Origin of the sequence: Marinobacter sp. MIT930201 (assembly GCF_047122665.1) — a bacterium.
GTDB classification, from domain to species: Bacteria; Pseudomonadota; Gammaproteobacteria; order Pseudomonadales; family Oleiphilaceae; genus Marinobacter; species Marinobacter salarius.
Map to the genome: position 1 here is coordinate 609,423 of NZ_CP138916.1, position 21,528 is coordinate 630,950.

Here is a 21,528-nt window from a genome sequence, read left to right on the forward strand (position 1 = left end):
GCTGTCTTAGTTCTCGGCAGTGAGGAATAACAGCGCCTGGCCGTGATCATACACAACGGGCGGGATCGTTTGGTCTGCAAGCTCCAGCTGGCGCGTGTAAAAGTACACCGTATCGGGGAGATGCTTGCTGATAGCACTCACAAATTCCACGTACTGATCCAAAGAGGTATCACTCAGGCAGTAAGCAGAAAAACGGGGATACTCCATTTCATCGCCGGCGAAGACCTGGTAACCCTTTTTGTTTGGAGCAATGAAATCAGGAATTGTTTTAAGCTCCGACACTTGCTCGGGATACACCTTGAAATACGCGCCACATTCAGTGCCATCGGCCTTCACACCTGAAATCTTCGTTTCAGTGAAGGTTCCGTTGAAAAAGTTATCCGTCAGCTCGTTGTGAAACTCAGGCTCTCCTTCAATCCCCAATTCGTTCATCGCCGTCATCGTGGCGTCTTTAATCTCGTTACCAAGCCAAATGTTGACAGTTTCGGGACCTTCTACCTGGTCTTGCGGTACCCATGCGATGACACTGCTTCGCTCAGCGTGACTCTTATTCGTCGTAGTCAGCGCCCCAAGCAATCCCAGACCGAATGCGTCGCCGAATGACATTGCAAGGGTAGAACTATTCATGAAGTAAGCCACATCGATGGCCAGACCTGTCGCCGTACCCAGACCGCTCGGGATTTGGTCCTTGGGCACCTCTGCATCTTCGAGATCGGTCATTCCAACACTGTGGGTCAGGTTCCATGCCCGACTGTGATCAGGCTCGGCTTCCGTGATTCCGGTAGACGCGCAACCACTGATCAATCCAATGGCCAGCGTGGAGACTATGAGAGGGAACATCTTGGTCTGAAAAGGCATGCATTCTCCTGCGTTAGTGATACGTCGAAGGGCAGGATACAACGACACATGTAGAGGTAAGCTACAAACATTATGTTACTTTATGTTTTAGGAGGCGATGCAAAGTGGACTTATCCCAGTTGCTAAATCGAGCCACGTACTCTTTGGACGACTACCCAGAATCCTTCAGTAGGCAATCTCGTCGTGGCAGAAAAAGGTCTGCTTTCCCAATGGAAGCGTGGATCTTTAAAAAGCGATTACTAATGTCCGCTTTTGTTTAAAAGCTTGGACTTATGCTGGTGCCCTTGTCACTCCTAACCCATGAGTGAACCTACCCCGGTTCAGCCTCTCTTCACTAGCTCATCTCGTCGCGGTAAAAGGTCCGCTTTCCAATGAGAAAGCGTGGCCAGAACCCCGGCCTATGTCGCCATAATGTGGCAGCTTGGGCTAGACTGGAACGTCAAGAACACACTCAGACTTGCAGCGTAGACGACTACTGTCACAGGAAGAACAAAAACTGACTGACGGTCATTTTCCACCTGGCCGCAGATCGAACCGTCACAAGCCATGGCACATATTTGTCACATATACGTCACATGGAATTTCTGCTAGCCCAAACGCAAAAAAGGCAGACCAGTAACTAACTGATCTGCCTTTCTTTAATATGGTAGCGGGGGCTGGATTCGAACCAACGACCTTCGGGTTATGAGCCCGACGAGCTACCAGACTGCTCCACCCCGCATCAAACTGGTTGTTTACCGGGGCTTCCCCCGATCAACGTGCGCGTATACTAAGGATTCGACCGGAACCTGTCAATCGATATTTTCAAACAAGTCGCCAGGATATTGCAGTTCCTGATCCGCGGCGCGGCTGTACAAACCCACGGCATCAATCGCTTCCTGAACCGGGCGGAATGAGCGACGATGGTGAGCGGTTGCACCCAATCTACCAAGCGCTTCGAGGTGTACGGGCGTCGGATAACCCTTGTGGCCTGCAAAGCCGTACTCAGGGAATTCCTCATGGAGCACAGCCATCTCCCTGTCACGAGTCACCTTGGCGACAATGGACGCCGCACTGATGGCCTCCACCCGGCTGTCGCCCTTCACCACTGGCTCAGAGGTCCAACGCCATTTGGGGCAGCGGTTACCGTCCACCAGTACATATTCCGGCTCGACATGCAGGCCCGCCACGGCACGCTCCATAGCCACCATGGTTGCCTGGAAGATGTTCAGCCTGTCAATCTCATCGGCCTCACAGCGCCCCAGGCTCCAGGATACTGCACGCTCAATGATCTGTTCGTAAAGAGCCTCACGGCGCTTGTCCGTCAGCTTTTTCGAATCCGCCAGGCCCGGTATTGGCTTTTCCGGGTTCAGGATAACCGCGGCCGTCACCACAGCCCCAACCAGCGGCCCGCGTCCCACTTCGTCCACACCGGCCAATAGTCGCCCCTGATATTGGCACTCAAACGGCGGTAAGGGGCGCTTACTCATACTGCTCCGCCTTCTATCAATGCGGAGATGGCTGCAGCAGACTGCTCGTCAGCCCCCTGTCGCAACTGTTCATGCAATTGTGAAAAAGCGGCTGTCAACCGGGCGCGTTCGGATTCATTTTCAAGGCGCTCAAGCACGGCTTCTCCGAGAGACTCGGGCGAAGCATCATCCTGCAATAGTTCCGGAACCAGTTGTTCCTTGGCCAGCAGGTTTGGCAAGGCCACATAAGGCACCTTGACCAGCCTTGAGACCAATGCATAGCTGACACGACTCAACCGGTAACCCACCACCATGGGCTTCTTCAGCAACATGGCTTCCAGAGTGGCGGTTCCGGACGCAAGCAATACCACGTCGGACGATGCCATCACCTCTCTCGAACGACCTCGCACAATGGTCACCGCCAGTTTCACGTCCAGGGCTTCCACCAGTGCCCGAACCTGCTTTTCCCGATCCCGGTTTACGCAAGGAATCACCAGTTGCAAATCCGGACGCCTGCCCTGGATCCAACGGGCGGCCTCCAGAAAAAGAGTACCCAGACGCTCCACTTCCCCGCCCCGGCTCCCCGGAAGAATGGCCAGCACCGGCGCATCTTCCAGAAGCCCCAGGGACTGACGGGCACCAGCTGTATCAGGCATCATTGGAATGCGGTCCGCCAGGGGGTGCCCTACAAAGGCCACGGGCACGCCGTGCTCTTCGTAGAAACGGGCCTCAAACGGGAACAGGGTAAGCATAAGGTTGACAGATTTGGCGATCGTGAAGATCCGCTTTTGCCGCCAGGCCCAGACGGACGGGCTAACATAATGGGCGGTCGGAATACCGGCATCACGACACCTGCGCTCAATACCCAGGGTAAAGTCCGGGGAGTCGATACCAATGACGACGTCCGGCGGTGTCGCCAGCAGGTAGTTCATCAGCCGTGCGCGAATATCGAACAGCTCCCGTATTCGCCCGAGCACTTCGACGAGCCCCATCACTGACAGCCGTTCCATAGGAACGAGAGAGTGGAAGCCTTCCGCGATCATTTCATCGCCACCAATGCCGACAAACCGCGCGTTCGGATACCTGAGCCGCAGGGAACGGATCAGCCCGGCGCCGAGGATATCTCCTGACGCCTCTCCGGCCACGATGGCGAAAGTCACTTTGCGGGTGCTGGCTACAGAGTTTTCGTGATGGTCCGTCACCGGGGCATTCACTCCCTGGTTAGCGGATGATGCCGCGGTGTGCACCACGAAGGGAATCGATCAGGGGCGTAACTTCGGGAATATCGGAGTAGGCTTTTTCGAGCTCTTCAACGGCTTGTTCCGTAGTCAGGCCCTGACGATAGATAACCTTGTAAGCACGACGGAGTGCCAACAACACCTCCTTGCTGAAACCACGGCGGCGCAAGCCTTCCACGTTCATACCAAACGGCTGTGCAGATTGCCCGCTTGCCATGATGTACGCAGGGATGTCTTTCAGCACAATACTTCCACCAGCACTCATGCTGTGGGTTCCAATATGACAGAACTGATGAACCATGGTGCCGCCACCCAGTATCGCGAAGTCACCAACGGACACATGGCCGGCCAATGTCGCACAATTGGCCAGGATGGTGTTATTGCCAATAATGCAGTCATGCGCCACATGCACGTAGGCCATGAGCAGATTGCCATTGCCGATACAGGTTTCACCACGATCCTGAACCGTGCCCCGATGAATGGTGCAGTTCTCACGGATGATATTGTCATCACCGATAACCAGCGTGGTTGGCTCACCCGCGTATTTTTTGTCCTGGCATTCTTCCCCGACACTGGAAAACTGAAATATGCGGTTATTGCGGCCGATTCTCGTTGGGCCCTTGATGACCACGTGGGACATCACTTCAGTCCCCTCTCCGATCTCAACGTTCGGGCCGATGTAGCTCCATGGGCCAACCGTTACGTTGTCGGCAAGCTTGGCAGAGGGGTCCACAATCGCCTGAGGATGGACTCCCGACCATTCTTTTGTCGCCATCAAACTTCTCTCTCAGCGGTCAATATTTCTGCCACACAGACGACTTCATCATCAACCAGTGCGCGGCACTCGAATTTATAGATTCCACGCTTTCCGGAAATAACCTGTGACTCCATGCACAGCCTGTCCCCCGGCACCACGGGGCGCTTGAAACGCGCTTTACTGGAACCAGCCAGGTATTGTACCACGCCGTCTGAGGGTTTCCGGCCAACCGTCACAAAGCCGAGAATACCTGAAAGCTGCGCCATGGCTTCGATGATCAGCACGCCCGGCATAATGGGGTTATTGGGAAAGTGGCCGGTAAAAAAAGGCTCATTAAGGGAGATATTCTTATAGCCCTTGATGAATTGTCCTTTTTCCAGCTCTGTTACCCGATCAACCAGCAAAAACGGGTAGCGATGGGGCAGGTATTCCATGATCTCGTCGATATACATCATCAGTAGCGGCCTCAGCCTTCCATTTTCTTTTCCAGTTCTTTAAGCCGACGCGCCAAGGCATCAAGCTGACGGAAACGCACAGCATTTTTACGCCATTGCCGGTTGCTGTCGGCGCTGGTTCCAGACGAATACACGCCGGGCTCCCGAATGTCACCAGAAACCAGCGTCATGCCGGTCAGGTGGACCTGATCCGCAATCGTAAGGTGCCCTGCCACACCCGATTGGCCGCCAAAAACACAGTGGCTGCCAATACGTGTGCTACCCGCGATACCCACCATCGCCGCCATGGCACTGTGATCACCAATACTGACGTTGTGCGCAATCTGAATCAGGTTATCGAGCTTCACGCCATCGCCAATGATCGTGTCGTCCAAGGCTCCCCGATCAATTGTGGTGTTCGCACCCACTTCAACATCGTCCCCCAGAATGACCCGGCCAAGCTGGGCTATTCGATGCCAGGCTCCTTTCTCATTAGCAAACCCGAAACCGTCGGAACCGATGACCGCACCACTGAGGATATGGCAACGTTTACCCATAACGATATCGTGGGCCAGGGTTACCCGTGGACGCAGTATAGTCTGCTCGCCAATCTGACACCGGGCTCCAATAACACAGCCGGCGCCCACGACAACGTTTTCGCCCACGACAGCCTCAGCCTCAATAACAGCCTGAGGGCCGATGCAGGCCGTATCCGAGACCCTCGCGGAAGACGCCACAACGGCCGACGGGTGAATACCAGGCTCTGGAACTGGCGCCGGGTCAAACCAATGGCTCAGGCGAGCATAGCCGAGGTAGGGGTTATCCAGTAACAGGACGTTGGTAGGACACTGGTCCGCAGTCGATTGCGAGAGTATAACCGCTGAAGCGCTGGTCTCCGTCAGGTAGCGACCGTACGACGGGTTGGCCAGGAAGGCTATCTGGCCCGGAGAAGCCGCCTGAAGCGTCGCAAGCCCGTTGATTTCCGTATCGGGATTGCCCTTGAGCTCCGCGCCAAGCTCAGAAGCAATGTCGCCCAGCCGGTACGAACGCTTTGTCATTGTCAGCTCCACAAGGTTTATCCGGGCGGGCCATTATCCGGCCCTCCGTATCAGCGGTCCAGTTTCTCTAGCAACTCTTCTGTCAGATTCATTTCAGGCTTGACATACACCACCGCCTCGCTGGGCAGGATCATGTCCAGATTGTTCTCTTCCAGGAGCTCCTTAACCGCTGCGTCTACCTCCGGGCGGGCTTCTTCGAGGAACTGTTGCTTGCGATTGGCCACAGTGGAGTCCAGGCGCTGCTTGAGGAAATTGAATTCCTTAACTTTCTCCTGGAACTCAGCAGCCATCTGTTGGCGCTCGGACTCATTCATCATGGCACCGTCTTTCTCAAGCCGTTCCTTGAGCTTGCGGGCGGCCTCCTGGGCTTCACGAACCTTGGCTTCCTCTCCAGCGAAATCTTTCTGCAGTGTCTCGCTGAACGCGCGCGCATCGCTGGACGAGAACAAGGCCTGGCGAAGGTCAACCACACCTATTCTGGTTTCGGCAGCAGCCGGGAATGCGATCAGCAGCATTGACAGAATCGCTGCAACGGAATATCGGAACATGTTGTTTCTCCTGTTTATCATTGTCTTTCGCACCCCCTCCGGCCCTGACGATCAGAAGGTCTGGCCGAGGGAGAACTGGAACACCTGAGTGTCATCACCGCTCTTGTCGTTCAAAGGTTTGGCAAGACTGAACGCCAGCGGTCCTACTGCCGTGATCCACTGGAATCCTACACCGGCCGACAGGCGAATTTCATCCAGGGCCGGATCAAAATTCCTATCGGCATCAAAAACCTGACCCGCATCCACGAAGAACGCGGTTCTCATGGAACGGGTATCCCCAGCAAACGGTGTGGGGAAAATCAGTTCCAGGCTGCCTTCCGTCAACAAGCTACCACCGAAGGGGTCCGGATCGGAGAAGTCGTTCGGCGCATTGGTAGCAAGCGGGCCGAGAGAGTTTGCCTCATATCCGCGCACCGAACCATATCCACCGGCGTAGAAGTGCTCGTAGAACGGCATCACGCTTCGGCCGTTGTAACCGTCCCCGTAACCAATCTCCGAACGCGCCCTGAATACCCAGGTCTGATTATCATTCAGTGGCTGGTAGAACTCGGTTTTCTGATTCAGCTTATAGAATGTCAGGTCGCTGCCGGGCACCGCTACATCAGCGGATAACGACAGGCTATAGCCGTCCGTTGGAAGCACACCCCTATTTAGTGTGCTGCGCCGCCACGAACCGAACAGGAAATAATTGTTGAAATCGTTGCCTTCTTCATCAATGAAGGTTTTGACCTCTTCTGAGGTGAATGCACCCTCCTTCACCTTGGACAACGTATAACCAAGCCCGAAATTAAGGCGGGTAATGTTGTCCGTAGGATAACCGAAGGTGAGGCGGCCGCCGTACTCATCCAGCAGGTAAGAGGAAATATCCTGTTCTTCAAAGTCGGTTTCACGGGCAAACACGCTGAAACCACGGCTGACGCCATCCACGGTGTAGTATGGGTCCTGGTAGGAAAAATTGGCACTCTTGATGGAGTCACTGACGTTGACGCCAAAGGAGACACGCTTGCCGCTGCCAAAGAAGTTGTTCTCGGACACGTTAGCGCCCAGGATTACCCCGGAGGCCTGCGAGAAGCCGACAGACGCCGACAGACTGCCGGTTGCCTGTTCCGCCACGGAATAGTTAACGTCCACCAAATCATCCGTACCGGGCACAGGAACCGTCTCCACATCGACGGTTTCGAAGAAGCCAAGTCGCTCCAGCTTTGTTTTCGAGAATTCGATCCGGTCGGTGGAGGCGACGCCACCTTCCATCTGGGTCATTTCCTGGCGCAACACATCGTCCCGGGTGGAGACGTTGCCATCAAAATTGATGCGCCGGACATACGCCCGCTTACCAGGCTCCACGAAGAAGGTTACTGACGCTGTATTGTCATCGGCAGGCTCCGGCACCGCATTCACGTTTGCAAACGCATAACCTTCGCGGCCAAGACGACGGGAAAGCGCTTCCGAAATCGCCGTCATCCGGGAACGAGAGAACACGTCGCCCTCTTCAATGGGAATAAGCTCCCGCAGCTCTTCCTCAGGTACGATCAGCTCACCGCGCAGGTTGACGTCTGACACCGTGTATTGAGGCCCCTCGTTCAACGAGATGGCAATAAAAACCTGTTTCTTGTCGGGAGAAATCGAGACCTGGCTGGACTCAACCGTAAAGTCGATGTAGCCGCGGTCAAGGTAGAAGGACCGCAGTGACTCCAGGTCGCCGCTCAGGCGCTCCCGGGCATACTTGTCAGCACTGGTGATGGAATTCCACCAACTGGTGGTCTGGAGCTCAAACAGATCCAGCAGCCGCTCGTCGTCAAACGCGTCGTTACCCACAATATTGATGTGCTGGATAGCCGCAACCGTACCTTCGTTAATGTCCAGCTTGATGGCAACGCGATTGCGGGGAAGGTCCTCGGCGGTGGCTTTCACCCGCGCATTGTAACGACCCTGACTGATGTAGGACCGGAGAATCTCAAGCTCCAGTCGCTCAAGGGTCGCCCTGCGAAATACCTGCCCCTCCTGGAGACCCGCTCCGGATAGCGCATCCATCAGCATGGGGGTTTCGATGTTCTTGTTGCCTTCAATGTCTATGGACGTGATTGAAGGTCGCTCCTGAACCGTAAGGATCAGCACACCACCATCACGGCTGGCTTTGATATCGGTAAACAGGCCGGTGCGAAACAGGTCTTTGATCGCATCGGACAGCTCCACCTCATCGACCGGCTCCCCGATCGAAACGGGAAATGCGGAAAATACCGTCCCTGCGGATACCCGCTGAAGGCCTTCTACCTCGATATCGGATACGGTGAATTCATCAGCCAGTGCCGGTTTTATGGTTGAGGTGGCGACTACCAAGCCTACAGCTATACCCAGAAGAGAACGTCTCATTCAATAATTTCGCCTGTTGATGCGCGTAAGGAGTTCGCAATTCTCACAACCGCATCAGGTCGTTGTAAAGTGCGAACACCATTAATGTAAGGATCATTGCCATTCCAATACGCAGTCCGAACGCCTGGGCCTGCTCTGATAGAGGCTTCCGGCGGATGGCTTCAATGGTGTAATAGACAATATGCCCACCATCAAGAACCGGTATTGGCAGAAGGTTCAGCACCCCAAGACTGACACTGAGGTAGGCAAGAAAACGAATAAAGTCTTCGAAACCGGAACTTACACTGGCTTCCGCTATCCTGGCAATGGTAATCGGGCCACTAAGGTTAGTGGGAGAAAGCAATCCGGTCACCATTTTTTTGATCGCGACCAGGGTCAATCGAGTGTCACCCCAGGTTTCGGAAACCGCGTTGGGAATCGCTGCCAGGGGACCATAACTGACATCCCTGAGTACGTGATCAGGCCAGGTCACCTCGCTGACACCCGCACCCACAAAACCGGTAACACTGCCATCGTCTGCCGTTCTTTCCGCGGGCGTCACACGGATTTGTTCCATGCGGCCATCGCGTTCGACCGTTAGCTCCAGGGGCTTTTCGGGCGCCTCGCGTATGAACGCCACCAGTTCGAACCAATCCGCTACTGGCTTGCCGTCCACCTCAACCACTCGGTCGCCGGATTTCAACCCGCCGGCCTCAGCCCGGCCACCCGGTGATATCTCCCCCAGCACTGCCGGTACGTCGGGCCGCCAGGGCGTCACACCAAACTCATTCAACGGGTTCGGCGTGTCCTTACTTAGACTCCAGCCATCCAGAGCTCCCCGCAGAGTCCCGCGGTTACCGTTCTGCGAGACATCGATGGTTACCTCACCAAACTCACCCGTGCGCTCAAGCAAGCGCATGTTCACGTCGCGCCAGGATGTCACACGACGGCCGTCGACCTGGTGGATTTCCATGCCGCTGGTGAGCCCGACCCGTTCCGCGACACTGCCCTGACTGACGTCGCCTACAATGGGCGCAACCGTGGTGAAACCAACCACGCTGAGCAGCCAGTAGGCAGCAATGGCAAACAGGAAATTCGCTATGGGCCCAGCGGCAGCAATAGCGATACGTTTCGATGGGGGCTTGGCATTGAACGCCTGATCCTTGAGCTCTTCGGGCACCGGCCCTTCCCGCTCATCCAGCATTTTCACGTAGCCACCGAGAGGGATCGCCGCAACCGCAAACTCGGTGCCCTGCCGGTCGTACCACGAAAACAGAGGCTTCCCGAAACCAACAGAAAACCGCAAAACCTTGACACCGCAGCGGCGAGCCACCCAAAAGTGACCAGCTTCATGGAGCGTCACCAGAATGCCCAGCGTGAGTATCAACGCCAATACGGTTTCAACGATCTGCATAATGCTCTCTGTTGGTGATGATAGAACCGCCTCTCAGGACTCGCATGGTTCAGACAGCCAGCGCCTGTATCTGTTCCCGTGCGACAGCCCTGCCCTCGGCATCCTTCGCGAAGATGGTATCGAAACTGTCTGCCGGTACAACCTCGGTGGCTGCCAACGTACGCTCTATGATAAGGGGGATATCCGCAAAACACAGGTTACCGGAAAGAAAGGCCGACACAGCCTCTTCGTTCGCAGCATTCATTACCGCTGGTGCCGTTCCACCCTCGTGGAACGCCTCCGCTGCTAACCTCAGGCACGGAAAGCGCTCCAGGTCCGGGCGCTCAAAGTGAAACTGCCCGATGCGAAACAGATCCAGCGGAGCAACACCGGCTTCAATTCTTTCGGGCCACGCGAGACCGTTAGCAATGGGTGTGCGCATGTCGGGACTACCAAGCTGCGCCAGAACGGACCCATCGGCGTACTCAACCATCGAATGAATGATGCTCTCCGGGTGGACATGCACTTCAATCATTTCCGGCGTGGTATTGAACAGCCAGCATGCTTCTATCAGCTCCAGCCCCTTGTTCATCAAGGTCGCGGAATCGACTGAGATCTTCTGCCCCATCGACCAGTTGGGGTGATTGCAGGCCTCGGCAGGCAGCACATTGCGCAGGGATTCGGCCGAGTGAGTTCGAAACGGCCCACCGGAGGCAGTAAGCAGAATGCGAGTAATACCCGCACCACGGGTATCCCGGATCTTGTCCGGCGGCATACATTGGAAGATGGCGTTATGTTCACTGTCGATCGGCAGAACGTCTGCACCCGACGCCAGAACGGCATCCATAAACAGCTTGCCCGACATAACCAGTGCTTCCTTGTTGGCAAGCAAAACGCGCTTACCCGCCCTCACTGCAGCAAGCGTAGGCGGTAATCCCACGGCTCCAACGATCGCCGCCATAACCGTATCGGAATCATCATCGCCCGCAACCTGGCATAACGCTTCCGAGCCGCCGAGAACCAGGACGGCAGGCAAATCACTTAACGCACGGGACAACGCTTCAGCCGCATTTTCATCGGCCATGACGGCATACCTCGGACGAAACTCATGGCAGAGTTCCACCATGCTGTCGACACTGGTACTGGCGGTTAGCGCTGAAACCGAAAACCGGTCCGGGTGGCGACGAATCACATCGAGTGTACTCAGGCCAATGGAGCCCGTCGCACCAAGTATCGAAACACGACGTTTCACAATAGTCACCATTGCCCCGTCGTCAACCAACCCATCAGCGTGATGATCAGGGCGAACACCGGGATGGCAGCCGTCAGGCTGTCGATTCTGTCCATGATACCGCCATGGCCCGGCAATAGCTGACTGCTATCCTTAATACCCCTGAAACGTTTCAGCATGCTTTCCAGCAGATCGCCAAGCACGGAAACGGCACCGGTAATCAGGCTGGCAACAACCAGAAGCAGCAACTGCATGGTGGTGGCTGAGGCCAGCACACTGATCACAATTGCGAAGATCGCGACCGCCACCAGACCACCCCAGACACCCGCCCAGGATTTTCCCGGACTGACCCTGGGTGCAAGCTTCGCTTTGCCAAACGCACGGCCGGCAAAATAGGCGCCGATATCCGCGACCCAGACCACGCAGAAAACATAAAGAATCAGTAGGAGGTTATTGGCACTGTCGCCGAACTGAAAGCCGCCAGTGCGAAGATGGTTAAGCCCTACCCACGCGGGAACCAGCACCAACAGGCCCATCAGGGCACGGGCAGGCACGCCGCCCCAGCGCTCTGAACCGCCGGGGTAGTTTCTTACCAGCAGGAAACTCAGTACCCACCAGAACAATGCCAGCCAAAGCACCGCAACTGCCGGAACGTTCAGCAGTCCGTACAGCACCGCCGCGACCACAAGGGCATATACAACACGGGCCGCGGGCGCAGTCAGGCCGGACATGTTGGCCCACTCCCAGGCACCAACGGTAATAATGGCCCCGGTAAACAGGGCGAACCCCAGGGGCGGCAGGAAGAAAATTCCGCCAATCGCGATGGGGGCCAGGATAAGCGCGGTAATAATACGGGTTTTAAGCACGATATCGTTCGCTATCTTGTCGTTATTGTTCTGACGAAACGCTGGCTATCTGGTCGTCTGTCTGACCAAAACGGCGTTTCCGACCCGCATATGCCTGCAACGCCTGCCCCATTTCCTGCGCCTGGAAATCGGGCCAGTAAACGGGAGAAAAATACAGTTCGGTATAGGCCAGGTGCCAGAGCATGAAGTTGCTGATGCGTTGCTCGCCAGCCGTACGAATCATCAGGTCCGGCATGGGCAAGTCACCAATAGACAGATGTTGCTGAATAAGGTCATCGGTGATGTCGGAGGGCGCCAGCTCTCCAGAACGGACCTTCTCAGCCACTTTACGACTGGCTTGGGTGATATCCCAATGCCCGCCATAATTAGCGGCGATAACCAGCGTCATCCGGGTATTGTCGCGAGTAAGCGCCTCGGCGCGCTCCATATGTTCCTGCAGGTTTGTACTAAACGCGGAGCGATCGCCGATAATGCGCAGGCAGATGTCGTTGCGGTGCAACTTTTTGACTTCCCGCTCCAACGCAAACAGGAACAGGCGCATCAGGGCCGACACTTCATCCTCGGGACGGCGCCAGTTCTCGCTGGAAAACGCAAACAGGGTAAGTACCTCCACCCCTTCCCGGGCACAGGTTTCAACCACTGATCTCACTGCTTTTACGCCGGCCTTGTGGCCGGCGACACCTTTCAGTCGCCGGGCTTTTGCCCAGCGATTGTTACCATCCATGATAATGGCCACATGCCGGGGCCGGCTACCAGCCGAAACCGGAATCTCTGCGGATACACTTTCCGTCATGCAATCCCCTGTTCAGCCGATACCGGACAACTGCAATGGCACCGGCTGATCATTGTGCTGAATTGGACCGGCTGATCAGACAGCCATCAGGTCCTCTTCCTTGGCCTTGAGCTGCTTCTCGATCTCAGCGATATAACGGTCGGTCAACTTCTGGATCTCTTCCTCACCGAAGCGCTCTTCGTCTTCATTGATGTCTTTTTCCTTCAGCAGCTCCTTCAGCGTGCTGTTGGCATCACGACGCGCGTTGCGGACGGAAACCTTGCCGTGCTCCGCATCAGCCCTGGCCTGCTTGACCATTTCCTTACGGGTTTCCTCGGTCAGCATCGGCATGGGAATTCGAATAACCTCACCGTTGTTGGAAGGGTTCAGACCCAGATCCGACATCATGATCGCTTTTTCGATCTTCGGTAACAGCGGCTTTTCCCAGGGCGACACAGCCAACGTACGGTTATCCTCAACGTTCACGCTCGCCACCTGCTTGAGCGGTGTCTCCTGGCCGTAGTAATCCACGGTTACGCTGTCCAGGATGGACGGATGTGCTCTCCCGGTACGGATCTTGTTGAAAGCCCAGCTCAGGGATTCAAGGCTTTTCTTCATCTTCTTTTCAGCATCAGCTTTAATATCGTCAATCACTGCAGCGTCCTCGGATTCGTTGTACAAAATGTCTCAATCAGATTATTCAATCAGTGTGCCTTCCGACTCTCCGGTCACGATACGGGTCAGCGCGCCAGAGCGGTTCATGTCGAAGACCCGGAGAGGCATGCCATGATCTCGCGCAAGGCATATAGCGGTCAGATCCATCACGCCCAGCTTTTTGTCCAGCACTTCGTCATAGGTGAGACGATCGTATTTTTCCGCAGTCGGATCCTTGTAGGGATCGGCGGAATAAACGCCATCAACCTTGGTTGCCTTCAGCACGGCATCCGCTTCAATTTCGATTCCCCGCAAGCAAGCGGCTGAGTCGGTCGTAAAGAACGGGTTACCGGTGCCTGCACAGAAAATCACCACATCGCCGTCTTTCAGGTCGCGTACCGCCCGGCGGCGATCATAATGCTCAACAATACCACTCATAGGGATGGCGGACATAACCCGGGTACGGATATTGGATCGCTCCAGGGCGTCACGCATAGCCAGTCCATTCATGACCGTTGCCAGCATGCCCATATGGTCGCCGGTCACCCTGTCCATGCCAGCGGCGTTCAACGCCGCACCGCGAAACAGATTGCCGCCGCCAACGACCAGGCCTACCTGAACACCAATGCCAATGAGCGAACCAATATCCAATGCCATCCGATCAAGCACTTTTGGATCAATGCCAAAATCGTGCTCGCCCATCAAGGCTTCACCACTGAGTTTGAGCAGGACGCGTTTGTATCTGGGCTGGGTATTGGACGACTTCGGCATGAGGATCCCCTTCTATGTGTCTGGCTTGGTGCCTGGCAGGACAAGCTTCTCAGGCTTGTATCTGACATACTCCTCAATAAAAAGGGGTATCTCAGATACAAGCCCGCCACGAGAACCGGAAAATTCCGGCTAACGTGGCAGACTTGGAAGGTGCCCCGGACATCGCCCTGGCACCTGTCAGAAGGATCAGGACTTGCCGGTACCTGCCGCAGCAGCGACCTCTGCCGCAAAATCCACTTCTTCCTTCTCGATACCTTCACCGACTTCCAGGCGAACAAAGCTAACCAGCTCACCGCCGTTGTCCTTAATCAGCTGACCCACGCTTTGGTCAGGATTCTTGACGAACGGCTGCTCGACCAGGCTGTTCTCCGCCAGGAATTTCTTGATCCGGCCACCCATCATCTTTTCGACGATTTCAGCAGGCTTGCCTTCCATATCAGGCTGGGCCTTGATGACCGCTTTTTCTTTCTCAAGCTCGTCGGCCGGCATGTCTTCCGGCTTGCCAACCCGCGGGTTAACAGCGGCAACGTGCATGGCAACGTCCCGAGCAACTTCAGCGCTGCCTGCGGTGAGGGCCACAACAGACGCAATCTTGTTGGTGCTGTGAACGTAAGCACCCACAACCGGGCCTTCCACCCGTACGATACGACGAACGGTGATGTTCTCGCCGATCTTCTGAACCAGCGCTTCACGCTTGGCTTCCAGATCGCCTTCCATCAGTTCGGCAACGTCTGTTCTGCTGTTCTCAAACGCAACATTCAGAACGTCGTTGGCGAAATTCATGAAGTTGTCATCACGAGCAACAAAATCAGTCTCGGAGTTCACTTCCAGGATGTAAGCGACAGTGTTGTCGTCAGACACCTTGATCAGGGAAACACCTTCAGCAGCGGTACGACCCGCCTTCTTGGCAGCCTTCAGGCCGGAAGACTTACGCAGCTCTTCAATTGCGGCATCAACGCTTCCGCCAGCTTCCACCAATGCCTTTTTGCATTCCATCATGCCAAGGCCGGTGCGCTCACGAAGCTCTTTGACCATTGCAGCAGTAATTGCAGCCATGTTCATTCCTCTTAACTGTTCCGAATTCTGGACCGGTGTGCCCGGAGGTAAACTACGGGCACACCCTACAACCTGTTCGCGAAGGAACTATTACTCCGCAGCGGGAGCAGCACCTTCCGCGTCTTCGCTGACTTCTACAAACTCGTCAGCGCCGGCACCGGCAGACTGGGCCGCTTCGATGCAGGTTTCAGCAACGGCCTGCACGTAAATCTGGATCGCGCGGATGGCATCGTCGTTGCCCGGAATCACGTAATCAACGCCGTCAGGGTCGCTGTTGGTATCAACAACGCCGATCACAGGAATGCCCAGCTTGTTGGCTTCCTTGATGGCGATACGCTCGTGGTCAACATCGATCACGAACATGGCGTCCGGCAGGCCACCCATGTCCTTGATACCGCCGATTGAACGCTCAAGACGGTCCATTTCGCGGGTACGATCCAGAGCTTCTTTCTTGGTCAGCTTGTCGAACGTACCGTCCTGGCTCTGTGCTTCCAGGTCGCGATAGCGACGGATTGACTGGCGAATGGTCTTGTAGTTGGTCAGCATGCCGCCCAACCAGCGATGGTTCACGTATGGCTGACTGGAGCGCAGTGCTTCTTCCTTGATGATCTTGGCCGCCGCACGCTTGGTGCCAACGAACAGGATCTTGTTCTTGTTGCCCGCGAGGTTATGAACGAAGTTCAACGCATCGTTCATGGCAGGAACAGTCTGCTCAAGGTTGATGATATGAATCTTGTTGCGAGCGCCGAAGATGAACTTCGACATTTTCGGGTTCCAGTAACGAGTCTGGTGACCGAAGTGGGCGCCTGCTTTCAGCAGGTCACGCATATTTACCTGAGCCATGATATTTACCTTTTTAGCTTCGGGTTAGTCCTCCACACGTCCGATTGCCCCAACCTGGCTCCGTCGCCTTTATATAGAGACAACATGAGCAGGCACCCTGGGACAACGTGCCGACGTGTGTGCGAATTTGCCGGATTTGTTTCCAGCGGGCGCGTTTATACCATAAATCGCCCGCCGGATTCCATTAATTTGTGTCCCGTAAAGCACGGCAAAACCGCCTCTTCCTTGTACCGGGCAACACTCCCCCTTAAAATGCGTGTTTGATCCAAATCAACGGGAACCCCAATGCAGGTATCGATCAAGACTCCGGAAGAAATCGAGAAGATGCGTGTCGCTGGCCGCCTGGCGGCCGAAGTTCTTGAGATGATTGGCGAACACGTCAAACCGGGCGTAACAACCGAGAAGCTCGACAGTATTTGCCACGCTTATATGGTGGACGAGCAAAAGACCATTCCGGCGCCGCTGAACTACAAGGGTTTCCCGAAATCGGTATGCACCTCAGTGAATCATGTGGTCTGCCACGGCATCCCGAACGAGAAAAAGGTGCTGAAGGACGGTGACATCGTCAATATCGACGTCACGGTAATCAAAGACGGATGGCACGGTGATACCAGCAAGATGTTCATCGTCGGCAAGCCCAAGCCCGGCAGCGAACGCCTGATCCAGATCACCCAGGAGTGTCTGTATAAAGGTATTGAACTGGTGAAGCCTGGCGCCCGGCTGGGCGACATTGGTCACGTGATCCAGCAGCATGCTGAGAAGCATCGCTATTCTGTGGTCCGGGACTATTGCGGCCACGGCATTGGAAAGGTGTTTCACGAAGACCCTCAGGTGATGCACTACGGCAAGCCCGGCACCGGGATGGAGCTGCAGGAAGGCATGACCTTTACCATCGAACCGATGATTAACCAGGGAAAGTACCACACCAAGCTGCTGCCGGATGGCTGGACCGTGGTGACCAAGGATCATAAGCTCTCCGCGCAATGGGAGCACACTATCCTGGTGACGTCGGACGGCTACGAAGTACTGACCAAGCGCACGGAAGAGTCATTCTAGGTGGACCTCAGCGAACTGGAATCCAGGATAAGCAACGACATCTCACCTGTTGTAGCAGCCCGGGAGCTGTTGAAGGAACGCTACAACGCAGACGCAGAAGCGTTCCGGCAGGGAGCTGATGTTCGCGCACTGGTCCATTCCCGGTCCGGAACCCTGGATACCGTTCTTGTCCTGATCTGGAACCGCTACGCCTTTGCCGCCTCTGCCGATATCTCTCTCGTTGCAGTCGGCGGCTATGGCCGGGGAGAGCTTCACCCTCACTCCGATATTGATCTGTTGATCCTCACCCGGAGCGGTATAGAAGAGAACTGGCAGGAAGACCTTGGCGCCTTCATAACACTCCTGTGGGACCTGAAGCTGGATATCGGCCACAGCGTCCGCAGCATTCAGGAAAGCATGGATGCCGCCAGAGAAGACGTCACGATTCTCACCAACCTGTTGGAAACCCGCACCATCGCCGGCCCGGATGACTTACGCGACGAACTCAGTCATCAGGTTTATTCAGACGCCATCAGCTCTGACCGCGATTACTTCATCGCCAAACGGGAAGAGCAAAAGCAGCGCCACGCGAAATACGGGGACACGGAGTACAACCTTGAGCCCAATGTAAAAGGCTCTCCAGGCGCGCTGCGGGATATACAGACCATCGGCTGGATTACCAAGCGACACTTCGGCCTGCAGAATATCGCGGATCTGACACGCTTCAGCATCCTGACCGAAGAAGAGCACCGGATACTATTGCAGGGCGAAACCTTCCTGTGGCGACTTCGCTTCGGCCTGCAGCTGATTGCCGACCGCAACGAGAATCGCCTCCTGTTTGACCATCAACGGGCACTCGCCCAGATGTTGGGTTACAAGGATGAGGGCAAGCGGCTGGGCGTCGAGTTGATGATGCAGTCCTACTACCGCACCGTGCTGGCCCTGGCGGAGCTGACCGACGTTATTCTTCAGTACTACGACGAGGCCATCCTCGGCGCCGGAAGTGACGACGACATCCTGCCCCTGAACAAGCGCTTCCAGATTCGCAACTACTACATTGAAGCCGTCAACAATCAGGTCTTCGCCTACGCGCCCTATGCCATCATGGAAATATTCGTTCTGATGGCGCAGCATCCGGAGATCAAGGGCATCCGCGCCACCACCATCCGCTCACTGCGGGCGCACCGCCACCTGATTGATGACGCTTTCCGCTCGGATCTGGCCGTTACATCCCTGTTCATGGAACTGCTGCGGACGCCCCACGCCCTCGACCAGACCCTGTCGGCTATGAAGAAATACAACGTGCTGGGCCGCTACCTCCCCGAATTTGGCCAGATCATCGGCCAGATGCAGCACGACCTGTTCCACATCTACACCGTGGACGCCCACACCATGCGGGTGATCCGCAACATGGTGCGGCTGGACAGCGCCGACGCCCGCAATGAATACCCGTTGGCATCCCGACTGATTCACAGGCTACCAAAACTCGAAACCCTGTATATTGCGGGCCTCTATCATGATGTGGCCAAAGGCCGGGGTGGCGATCACTCAGAGCTGGGCGCAATTGATGTCGAGAGCTTCTGCGAACGCCATCACCTCAGCGAGCGGGACACCCAACTGGCCTCCTGGCTGGTGGAAAATCATTTGCTGATGTCGATGACCGCCCAGCGCAAGGACATCTCCGACCCGGACATCATTCACGGCTTTGCCCGCGCCGTGCCCAGCCAGGTGCACCTGGACTACCTTTACGTGCTGACGGTGTGCGATATCAGCGCCACCAACCCAAAGCTTTGGAACACCTGGCGCGCCTCGCTGTTGCGTCAGCTTTACATCGAGACCAAGCGGGCACTCAGACGCGGCTCGGAAACGCCGGTAGACCGTCAGGAATGGGTGCGCGCCACTCAGTCCGAGGCACGGGAGATTCTCCACGCCCAGAATATGACGGACGAACAGATCGACGGAATCTGGGAAACTCTGGACGAAGACTACTTCCTGCAGGATTCCACGGTAGACATTGCCTGGCAGACCGCTGCCATCATCCGCCATGGCGATGATCCCGACCCGCTGGTGCTGATTCGTGACACCCGGGGCGGCCCTACTGACGGCTACTCCCAGATCATCATTTATATGAGTGACCGTATTGACCTGTTCGCGGCCACCACGGCGGTGCTGGAACAACTTAACCTCAACATCGTCGATGCTCGCATCAGCTCAAGCGAAGGCCCCTTCTCCATCAGTTCCTACATTGTTCTGGACGAGAAAGGCAAACCCCTGGGCATTGACCCGGCCCGCAAGGATCGGGTTCGCATGCGCCTGATTGAGGAACTGGATGACCCGGAAGATTACCCTGACATCATCCACCGCCGCACTCCCAGACAGCTGAAGCACTTTGCCTTCCCCACGGAAGTGACCTTCTCCAATGACACCATCAACCAGCGCACGGTGATGGAAGTGATCACACCGGACCGCCCGGGGTTGCTGGCCCGCGTTGGACAGGTATTGTTGGAGCATCGCGTGCGGCTAACCAACGCCAAGATTGCGACGCTGGGTGAACGGGTGGAAGACGTATTCTTTGTAACCGACGAGCACGGCGAGCAGATCAGCGACCCCGCAGTCTGCCAGGCCCTGCAGCAGGATCTTTGCCAAATGCTGGATGACACCCAATGAACCCCGACCTGGACAGGCTACACCCCTACCCGTTCGAGAAATTGACCAAACTCAAGTCCGGCATCAGCGTTCCCAAGGACCTGACGTCGATTTCCCTGGGCATTGGTGAGCCCAAGCATCCGTCTCCGGAATTCGTCAAACAGGTGATCTCGGATAATCTGGACAAACTCGCCAATTACCCTACAACGAAAGGCACCGACGAACTGCGTCAGGCCATCGCGCGCTGGGCCACCCGCCGCTTTGAACTGACACCCGGATCACTGACGCCTGAGCACCATATCGTTCCGGTGAATGGCACTCGCGAAGGCATCTTCTCGCTGGTGCAATCGGTGGTGGAATCCAGCCAGAGCGCCACCGTGGTCAGCCCCAACCCGTTTTACCAGGTCTACGAAGGCGCTGCGTTCCTCGCCGGCGCAACGCCCCATTACCTTGCCTGCGACGCAGACAGCCATTTTATACCGGACTTTGACAAGGTTCCGAAATCCGTATGGAAAGACTGCCAGGTGCTGTTCCTGTGCTCACCGGGCAACCCCAGCGGTTCGGTGATTCCCCGGGAGACATTGGCGCGGGTCATCGAACTGGCGGACGAGCATGACTTCATCGTCGCGTCCGATGAATGCTATTCCGAGCTCTACCCGGACGAACGTCAGCCGCCGGAAGGATTACTGCAAACCTGTGCCGCTATTGGCCGCAACGATTTCGCCCGCTGCGTCGTGTTCCACAGCCTGTCGAAGCGGAGCAACTTGCCGGGCCTGCGGTCCGGTTTCGTGGCCGGCGATGCCGATATCCTCAAAGGCTATCTCAAATACCGCACCTACCATGGCTGCGCCATGCCCATACACAACCAGCTGGCGAGCATTGCCGCCTGGAGCGATGAAGACCACGTGCGGGAGAACCGGGCGGCCTACCGCGCCAAGTTTGAGGCGGTGGTACCCATCCTGCGGGAAGTGATGAACGTGGACTTTCCCGATGCCGGGTTCTACCTCTGGCCGGAAACCCCGATGGACGACGAAACGTTCGCGCGGGAACTGTCGGCCCAGCAGAATGTGCACGTGCTCCCCGGGCGCTACCTCTCTCGCACTGTCGATGGCCATAATCCTGGCAAAAACCGGGTAAGAATGGCCCTGGTGGCGCCGGTTGAAGAATGCGTGGAAGCGGCCAAACGCATTGTGACTTTTGTAAAGGCAAACAGGACATGAAACTCTACGGCATCCGAAATTGCGACACCGTCAAGAAAGCCCGAAAATGGCTGGACGACGCCGGCATCGACTACGAATTCCACGACTTCAAGAAGGACGGGCTGGACACTGACCGGCTCAGCCAATGGGAGCAGGCGGCCGGCTGGGAGGTGTTACTGAACCGTCGCGGCACCACGTGGCGCAAACTTCCGGACGAGGTTCGTGATAATATTAGCGCCCAATCCGCCCACGACCTGATGCTCGACAATCCGTCCATCATCAAGCGGCCCGTGGTTGAGCACGGCAACACGGTCAGCGTCGGCTTTAGTGCCGATGAGTGGGCCGAACGATTCAAACACTGAGAACCAGGAG

At 56.2% G+C, this 21,528-nt stretch carries 20 protein-coding genes and 1 tRNA gene; 4 read left to right on the forward strand and 17 right to left on the reverse strand.

Annotated elements, in window-relative coordinates:
• Positions 1–6 precede the first annotated feature (6 nt).
• From SIC19_RS02900 to rpsB, 17 genes are all read right to left on the reverse strand, one after another.
• Entirely contained in the window at positions 7–858 is an 852-nt protein-coding gene (locus SIC19_RS02900) for a hypothetical protein (RefSeq protein ID WP_219496179.1), read from the reverse strand.
• A 644-nt stretch (positions 859–1,502) separates the two neighbouring features.
• Positions 1,503–1,579: transfer RNA gene (locus SIC19_RS02905), tRNA-Met, on the reverse strand.
• Positions 1,580–1,649: 70 nt separating this feature from the next.
• Positions 1,650–2,327, reverse strand: a complete 678-nt coding sequence (rnhB, locus tag SIC19_RS02910) for a ribonuclease HII (RefSeq protein WP_041335156.1) — start codon at positions 2,325–2,327, stop codon at positions 1,650–1,652.
• On the reverse strand, positions 2,324–3,508 hold the full coding sequence (gene lpxB / locus SIC19_RS02915; RefSeq protein WP_052479682.1) for a lipid-A-disaccharide synthase: 1,185 nt from the start codon (positions 3,506–3,508) through the stop codon (positions 2,324–2,326). The genes rnhB and lpxB overlap by 4 nt, the downstream gene beginning before the upstream one ends.
• 19 nt (positions 3,509–3,527) lie before the next feature.
• A complete protein-coding gene (gene lpxA, locus SIC19_RS02920; RefSeq protein ID WP_036206145.1) occupies positions 3,528–4,319 on the reverse strand; it encodes an acyl-ACP--UDP-N-acetylglucosamine O-acyltransferase in 792 nt (263 codons plus the stop codon).
• Positions 4,319–4,756 (reverse strand): 3-hydroxyacyl-ACP dehydratase FabZ, encoded by a 438-nt coding sequence (fabZ, locus tag SIC19_RS02925; RefSeq protein ID WP_036206143.1) that lies wholly within the window; start codon positions 4,754–4,756, stop codon positions 4,319–4,321. Before fabZ ends, lpxA begins: the two co-directional genes overlap by 1 nt.
• Before the next feature lie 11 nt (positions 4,757–4,767).
• Positions 4,768–5,793: a UDP-3-O-(3-hydroxymyristoyl)glucosamine N-acyltransferase gene (gene lpxD, locus SIC19_RS02930; RefSeq protein ID WP_036206901.1), complete on the reverse strand. Its 1,026-nt coding sequence runs from the start codon at positions 5,791–5,793 to the stop codon at positions 4,768–4,770.
• A gap of 50 nt (positions 5,794–5,843) precedes the next feature.
• Complete coding sequence (locus tag SIC19_RS02935; protein WP_041335153.1) at positions 5,844–6,341, reverse strand: OmpH family outer membrane protein; 498 nt, start codon at positions 6,339–6,341, stop codon at positions 5,844–5,846.
• A 51-nt stretch (positions 6,342–6,392) separates the two neighbouring features.
• A complete protein-coding gene (bamA, locus tag SIC19_RS02940) occupies positions 6,393–8,711 on the reverse strand; it encodes an outer membrane protein assembly factor BamA (RefSeq protein WP_036206138.1) in 2,319 nt (772 codons plus the stop codon).
• 43 nt (positions 8,712–8,754) lie between these two features.
• On the reverse strand, positions 8,755–10,104 hold the full coding sequence (gene rseP / locus SIC19_RS02945; protein WP_075194518.1) for an RIP metalloprotease RseP: 1,350 nt from the start codon (positions 10,102–10,104) through the stop codon (positions 8,755–8,757).
• A 49-nt stretch (positions 10,105–10,153) separates the two neighbouring features.
• Positions 10,154–11,347: a 1-deoxy-D-xylulose-5-phosphate reductoisomerase gene (ispC, locus tag SIC19_RS02950; RefSeq protein WP_174447637.1), complete on the reverse strand. Its 1,194-nt coding sequence runs from the start codon at positions 11,345–11,347 to the stop codon at positions 10,154–10,156.
• Positions 11,341–12,180 (reverse strand): phosphatidate cytidylyltransferase, encoded by an 840-nt coding sequence (locus tag SIC19_RS02955; protein ID WP_075194517.1) that lies wholly within the window; start codon positions 12,178–12,180, stop codon positions 11,341–11,343. The genes ispC and SIC19_RS02955 overlap by 7 nt, the downstream gene beginning before the upstream one ends.
• Positions 12,181–12,202: 22 nt before the next feature.
• On the reverse strand, positions 12,203–12,973 hold the full coding sequence (uppS, locus tag SIC19_RS02960; RefSeq protein ID WP_036206128.1) for a polyprenyl diphosphate synthase: 771 nt from the start codon (positions 12,971–12,973) through the stop codon (positions 12,203–12,205).
• A gap of 75 nt (positions 12,974–13,048) precedes the next feature.
• On the reverse strand, positions 13,049–13,606 hold the full coding sequence (gene frr, locus SIC19_RS02965; RefSeq protein WP_036206897.1) for a ribosome recycling factor: 558 nt from the start codon (positions 13,604–13,606) through the stop codon (positions 13,049–13,051).
• A gap of 42 nt (positions 13,607–13,648) precedes the next feature.
• Positions 13,649–14,377 carry a UMP kinase gene (gene pyrH / locus SIC19_RS02970; RefSeq protein ID WP_007151790.1) on the reverse strand — a complete coding sequence of 243 codons (729 nt, stop codon included), beginning with the start codon at positions 14,375–14,377 and terminating at the stop codon, positions 13,649–13,651.
• A gap of 186 nt (positions 14,378–14,563) precedes the next feature.
• Positions 14,564–15,433: a translation elongation factor Ts gene (tsf, locus tag SIC19_RS02975; protein ID WP_036206125.1), complete on the reverse strand. Its 870-nt coding sequence runs from the start codon at positions 15,431–15,433 to the stop codon at positions 14,564–14,566.
• Between the two features lie 90 nt (positions 15,434–15,523).
• Positions 15,524–16,276, reverse strand: a complete 753-nt coding sequence (gene rpsB, locus SIC19_RS02980; protein ID WP_036206122.1) for a 30S ribosomal protein S2 — start codon at positions 16,274–16,276, stop codon at positions 15,524–15,526.
• A 285-nt stretch (positions 16,277–16,561) separates the two neighbouring features.
• Between rpsB and map the strand changes: the two genes are divergently transcribed.
• The 4 genes from map to SIC19_RS03000 are packed head-to-tail and all read left to right on the forward strand — an operon-like array spanning position 16,562 to position 21,518.
• The gene (gene map, locus SIC19_RS02985; protein ID WP_041335145.1) at positions 16,562–17,332 is read left to right on the forward strand and encodes a type I methionyl aminopeptidase; all 771 of its coding nucleotides are present in this window, start codon (positions 16,562–16,564) and stop codon (positions 17,330–17,332) included.
• A complete protein-coding gene (locus SIC19_RS02990) occupies positions 17,333–19,978 on the forward strand; it encodes a [protein-PII] uridylyltransferase (RefSeq protein WP_075194516.1) in 2,646 nt (881 codons plus the stop codon).
• Positions 19,975–21,177: a succinyldiaminopimelate transaminase gene (dapC, locus tag SIC19_RS02995; RefSeq protein ID WP_036206113.1), complete on the forward strand. Its 1,203-nt coding sequence runs from the start codon at positions 19,975–19,977 to the stop codon at positions 21,175–21,177. The genes SIC19_RS02990 and dapC overlap by 4 nt, the downstream gene beginning before the upstream one ends.
• Positions 21,174–21,518, forward strand: a complete 345-nt coding sequence (locus tag SIC19_RS03000; RefSeq protein ID WP_036206111.1) for an ArsC family reductase — start codon at positions 21,174–21,176, stop codon at positions 21,516–21,518. Before dapC ends, SIC19_RS03000 begins: the two co-directional genes overlap by 4 nt.
• The last annotated feature ends 10 nt before the right edge of the window (positions 21,519–21,528 follow it).